General features: G+C 67.8%; 3 protein-coding genes. All 3 read right to left on the bottom strand.

Going from position 1 to position 5,981, the window contains the following annotated elements:
• Nucleotides 1-80: 80 nt before the first annotated feature.
• On the bottom strand, nt 81-1,196 hold the full coding sequence (gene bcsZ / locus ACT6Y9_RS08025; protein ID WP_443744151.1) for a cellulose synthase complex periplasmic endoglucanase BcsZ: 1,116 nt from the start codon (nt 1,194-1,196) through the stop codon (nt 81-83).
• Nucleotides 1,196-3,439, bottom strand: coding sequence for a cellulose biosynthesis cyclic di-GMP-binding regulatory protein BcsB (locus tag ACT6Y9_RS08020; RefSeq protein WP_443744150.1), 2,244 nt, complete (start codon nt 3,437-3,439; stop codon nt 1,196-1,198). Before ACT6Y9_RS08020 ends, bcsZ begins: the two co-directional genes overlap by 1 nt.
• Nucleotides 3,440-3,517: 78 nt before the next feature.
• Nucleotides 3,518-5,981, bottom strand: a 2,464-nt coding sequence (gene bcsA, locus ACT6Y9_RS08015) for a UDP-forming cellulose synthase catalytic subunit (protein ID WP_443744149.1), incomplete at its 5' end; no start/stop codon positions are given.

Here is a 5,981-nt window from a genome sequence, read left to right as displayed (position 1 = left end):
GCGCAGGCCTTTCGAATGCGCCGGGGTCTGCGCGCTCGCCTCAACGGAGGCGTTTTCTTTGTCCATTTGCTGCGGCGCCGTCATTTCCGCGCCTCCTCAATGCGGACGACCAACCGCCCGTCGGGGTCGAAGGCCCAGCGGCCTTCGTCGAATCCGAGGCCGTAGAGCATGAGGACGTTGCCGTAGTAGCGGTCCCTGCGGACGCCCTCGCGCGTGAGCACCGTGCGGATGAGGCCCGCCGTGCGCCCGTCGCCCAGGAGCGCAAGTACGCAGGCGCCGAAGTAATCCGGCCCCGGTTCGTCCGCGTCGCCCGTGACGACGTCGGTCTTCTCGGGCGGGAAGTTGAGCGCGCGCGTCGCCTCCACCATCGGAGCGAACTGACGCACAAGCGCCGGGCGCGCGGGATCTTCGGGCGACATCATGCCGGCCCAGAGATACGTGCGGATCGCGTTGTAGGAGCCTTCGTGATAGTCCGTACCGTCGGGCACGACGTAGCGGCCGTCGGGCGAGAACTTCGCCCATTCCGGGGCGAATCCCGAGGGCGAGGAGCGCACGAGCATCGCGAGCGACCCGTCGTAGACGGAATTCCACCAGGCGTCCTCGAGCGCGAAGCGCTTGAGGATGAAGAGCGGGTAGTAGGAGGGGTTGAGCTTCACCGAGCCGTCCTTGTCCTCAAAGCCCACGCGCCCCGGGAGGATCACGCGGCCGAGGTTCTTCACGTCGCGCACCTCCTTCTTGAGGAGCGCCATCATGGCGCGGCCCTTTTCCGTGTAGGCGGGCTCGTTCCAGAGGCGCCCGGCCTCGAGGAGGCACCAGGCGATCCACATGTCGCTGTCGGCGGCGTTGTTGGTGTCGATCACGCCCCAGCCGCCGCCCGTCTGGCCCCAGAGCCAGGAGGGGAGCGTCTTCGTGAGGTCCCCGCCCGAGAGGTTCTTCTCGGTCCACTCGAGGAGCCCGGCGAAGGTCGTGCGGTCGTTCGCGACGAGCGCGAAGAAGAGCGCGTAGGACTGTCCTTCGCTCGTCGTGATGCGGCGCAGGTCGGAATAGTCGACGACGCGGGCCTTCTCGACGTTGGCGGTCTTGAAGTCGTCCCAAAGGCCCCAGGCCGCGGCGGAGCCCGCCGAGACGAGGAGCACGGCGGCCGCGGCCGCGCTGAGGATGGTGCGCATCATGCTGTTCAAAGGCTGGTCAGACATCATTCACGCCTCCCGACCCAGCGGCGCATGAAGAGGAAGACCGAGAGGCCGATCGCCAGGGCCGAGAGGATCGCGCAGAGCGCGAGCCAGCCCGGGTGGCTCGAGAGCTTCATCCAGACGGTGTGGTACCAAGGGAGGTCGCCCACGGTGTAGCGCTCGCCCACGGTGAAGGAGGCGGCGGCGTCTCCCGCGATCACGGCGGTCGTGCCCGAGAGGTTCATGAGCGCCTGCGGGCTCGCCAGGCGGGCGTTGAGTTCAAGCGAGCTCGCCGGGCCCTCGGAGAGGAGCGCGACGACGCTGCGCCCGGATTGGAGCGGCGACTCAAATCCCACGATCGCGGCGACGGGTTCGGCCATCACGCCCGCAGCCGGGGCCTGCAGCGACTCCTCGAGGGCCCTGCGGCTCGCAACGGCCCGCTCAACGCTCGTGCGGAGCTCAAGCGCGTTCTGCGCATTGATGTCGCTCATCTTCGTCGAGACGCGGCCGATCACGAGCAGATCGCGCTCGGCGGCCGCCCGATCGGCGGTCGACGAGACCACGCGCACGTGCTCGCCCACGGCGCCCGTCTGTGCGGCGAAGCGCCCGACGGCGTTGAGCATCGTGGAGACCTCGGACGCGCTCGCGCCTTCGGCGATCACGACCGCCGTGCCCGAGAGGTCGGCGTACTTCGTGAAGGGCCAGCCGGCCGTGGTGAAGAGCTTGAGGTTGGGCATCTGCGCCTGATGATAGAGGCCTTCGAGCCGGATCGTGCTCACGGGCTCGATCTCCATCTGGTGCGGGAGCAGCATCACGGACTTGCAGTTTTCGGGCGTGCCGCCGTCGGCGATCCGCTCATAGTCCACCGTGAAGGAAAGGACGTTCTGGGGGCGCAACGCCAGGGTGCCTTCGGCGTTGTCGACGAGGGCGCCGTAGAAGCCGGGGAGCCCAATCACGCGCTCGCCCTGCCCGGTCTTCGCGGCCGTTGGGTCGGAGTCGATCAGGGCGCCGTTCAGGAACGCGCGGAACTGCGCGGCCTCGCCCGTCATGGGCTTCGTGGTGCGGTACTTCACCGAAAGCGTGAGGTTCGCGTCGCCCGTCATGTAGAGGTCCGGAGCGAGGCGCACCGGGATCTGCACGGGCGGCATGCGGTAGCCGCGGCTCGAGAGCTGACCCGGATATTCGATGATCTTCGAGAAGGCGACCGTGCGGCCGACGGGAAGCCACGCGGGCGCGTCGTAGGCTTCGCGGGGCGGCGTCTCCTTGAAGGGGCCCGGGCGGAAGGTGTCGCCGATCATCACGTTCCCCTCGCGCACGAGGGTCTTGGCGGCGACCAACAGGTCCGCCTCATCGCGGCCGGCCACCACGAGCATCTTCCCCCAGAGGGAGTTCGGGGAGTCCGCGACCGTGACCTGCGGGCCCTTCACCTGCGGGAAGTCCTTCAGGAACTCCGGACGCTTGTCGTTCGTCGCGAAGACGATGAAGTGCCCCGGAGCGGGCAGCGCGTTGAACTGGACCGGGAAGTCCGCGCCGCGCCAGCCGGCGATCCGGCCCGCCCACCCGGCGAGCACGGCGGCGGCCTCCTTCATGCGGCTCTCCGGGGCCGCGGGGAAGACGAACGGCAGGCGCGTCGCGTCGCCCGATGCCGCGTCCACGAAGGGCGCGGGGAGCTTCGCGATGTCGTTGCCGAGGCGGATGCGGGACTTCTCGAGCACAAGGCGGCTCTGCGCGCCCACCTCGAGCCAGAGCGAGTCGTCCGCGGGATTCTCGCAGACCGACTTCACGTGCCCGATGAACTCGATCGTAATCTGGTTCTGCGTGCGGATCGACTTGGGGTTGAGCGCGACCGAGAGCGTCGCGGGCGAGCCGATCATCTCCTTCTCGAGCGTGAAGGACTGCTGCAGTTCGCCGTTCAGGTAGAAGTTCAGCTGCGAGACGGTCGGGAGCACCGAAGCGGAGGTCGTGAAGGCGAGGTCGACCGCGGCGCGGGAGACCACGTCGTCCGAGCGCACGCCGAAGTCGAAGAACTGCGTCTTCACGAGGCCCGTGAGGCGCACCGAACGGGCCATGCCGCCCGGAACGAGTCCGATCAGGGACTTCTTCTCAATGCGCGAGCCCGTGACGTCCGTGCGCCAGACGGGCTGCGGCGAAGCGGTCTGCGCGGGGGCGGCCGAAGCGCTCCCGGGCACGGCGGCCACGCCCGCAAGAAGCCCCGCTGCGAGGACCGCGGCGAAGCGCATCGTGGTGGTGGATTTCGGTCTGAACATTCTCTTTTTGAAAGGCTTTGGGTGAATTCGTCGGGAAATGCTTCATCATCTCCCACGGACCAAAAAGGGCGCGCCGCTTCAGGACGCGTCCGCGCGGGGACTGCGGGGAAGGAGCGACCTGACGAGGTCGCGCACGGCCGGCAGCGTCCGTCCGGGGAGAAATTCGATCATCGAGCGGTAGCCGTAGAGCGCGAGGCGCCCGAGCTCCAGGAAGCCCGTGATGAAGCGGTCGTCCACGGGCTTTTCAGGCGTGCGCGCCCAGATGCCGCGGCGCGCGAAGGTGACGCGGTTGAAGCGCTTCTCGTCGGTGCGCGCCGGTTGGTCGGGGAAGTCGATGATGAGGTCGCGCGCGCCGTCCGTCTTCTCCGGATCCGCGGGCGCAAGGTGCGCGGGGAACTTTTCGGGCGCCCCCTCGTCGTCGGGCACCGTCACCGAGAGCGCAGCGCCGTCGGGGAGCTCCGCGAAGGGATCGGCCCCGGCTGCGGCTCTACCGACCCGCACGCCCTCCTGCGAGAACTGCAGCATCTGCGCGGGGACCGCGCGCCCGTCGATCTCCACGGTCACCGGGAGCTTGAGGTCGATTCTCGGGTAGCGGTCCTTCTGCACCTCCTCAACGGCCACGGACATCGTCGCGCCGAGGATCATCAGGTTGTAGACGATCCAGCCCATGTTGATCGCGAGCGTCAGGTACTCGGGCTCGGGCGAGAAGAAGGCCTTCCAGAAGCCCATGGCGAGGCCGGCGAAGTTGAGCGCGATGAGGACGAGGTAGGGCTTGGAGATGTGCCAATCGAGGTACTTGCTGTCGATCACGCCGCCCTTGGCAGTGACGTTGAACTTGCCGATCTTGGGCGCAATGAGGGCCACCGTGGTCGGCACGAGGATGTACCAGGAGAGCACCGTCTCGTAGACACCCGAGAGGAAGGGGTAGCGGTAGCCGTGCTGCAGGCGCTGGTTCGTCACGGCCGAATGCACCATGTGCGGAATGACGTAGGCGAAGATCGAGGCGGCCGTGGCGTAGATCACGTAGACGTCGGCGAGCATGTAGGGCAGCGGCGCCAAGAGGAAAATGATGCGCGGGAGCCCGTGGAGAAAGTGGAGCATCGCGTTGAAGAAGCACAAACGCTGCGCGAGCGTCAGCCCGCGGCCAAGGAGCGGGCAGTCGAGCCTCAGGATCTGGATCATGCCGCGCGCCCAGCGGATGCGCTGCCCGATGTGGGCGGCGAGCGTGTCGGTTGAGAGCCCCGAGGCGACCGGACGCGAGATGAAGGCGGACTTCCAGCCGCGGCGGTTGAGCTTGAGGGACGTGTGCGCGTCCTCGGTCACCGTCTCGACGGCGATGCCGCCCACCTCCTCCAAGGCCGAGCGGCGCATCACCGCGCTCGAGCCGCAGAACATCGTCGCGTTCCACGTGTCGTTGCCCTTCTGGATGAAGTCGTGGAAGAGCGAGTTCTCGATCGGCTGTGCGCGCTCGAGGTGCATGTTCTTCTCAAAGGGATCGGGCGAATAGAAGTGGTGCGGCGTCTGCACGAGGGCGATCCGCGGGTCCTTGACGAGCCAGCCGACGGTGGACTTCAGAAAGTCGCGCGAGGGGATGTGATCGCAGTCGAAGATCACGATCAGCTCGCCCGAGGTGACCGTCATCGCGTGGTTGATGTTGCCCGCCTTGGCGTGCTTGTGCTCGTCGCGCTTGATGTAGTTCGCGCCCGCCGCGCGCGCGAAGGTCTCGAAGGCCGGACGGCTGCCGTCGTCGAGAAGATGCACGCGCAGCTTCTCTTCGGGCCAGTCGAGGTTGAGCGCCGCATAGACCGTCGGCTTGATGATCTCGAGCGCCTCGTTGTAGGTCGGGATGAAGACGTCCACCACGGGCCAGGTCTTCTCGTCCTCGGGGAGCGGACAGACCTTGCGGTCCATCGCCCAGCAGACCTGGAAGTAGCCGAGCACCATCACGCAGAAGGCGTAGAGCTCCGCGCCGAGCAGTAGCGACGTGAAGACCACGTCGATCCAGGTGTTGGTGTTGAGGGTCGCCGTCGCGCGCCACCAGAGATAGCGCGCCGACACCACGATCGAGATCACGAAGAGGAGCATCAGCGTGATGCGGGCCTTCACGCGCACGAGCGCCACCATCGAGAAGAACATGAAGGTGAGGAAGACCGCCTGGCCCTGCAGGTTGAAGGGCTGCGTGATGCAGAGCGCGGCGAGCGCGAGCCCGAGGACCACCGAAATCCAAAGGAGCGCTCCGCGGGCGCGCCGGCTGCTGCGGCCGCTCTTCGCGGACTCGTCCTTCGACTCCTCCTCGTCGGAGAGGGCGGGAAGCCGCCGCACGAGCGCGAGGCAGAAGGCGCCCCACGCCTCGCCCGCGCGGGCGATGACGGCGCCCAGGGCGCGCAGGATCCGCACGACGCCCGTCACCGCGCGGCTCCAGGGCGAGCGCTCGCCCGGGCGCGCGGGCTTCACGAAGATGAGCCATGCCGTCTGGATGAGGATCCGCAGGGGGTCGAGCACCCGCGGCCGGTCGAAGTCCACCTGCGGGTAGAGCTCGGTC

It is taken from the genome of Sutterella sp. (assembly GCF_052272535.1).
In the GTDB taxonomy this organism is placed as follows: Bacteria; Pseudomonadota; Gammaproteobacteria; order Burkholderiales; family Burkholderiaceae_F; genus Sutterella.
Note: the sequence above shows the minus strand (reverse complement) of the source record. Positions and strands in the feature narration are given on the sequence as shown.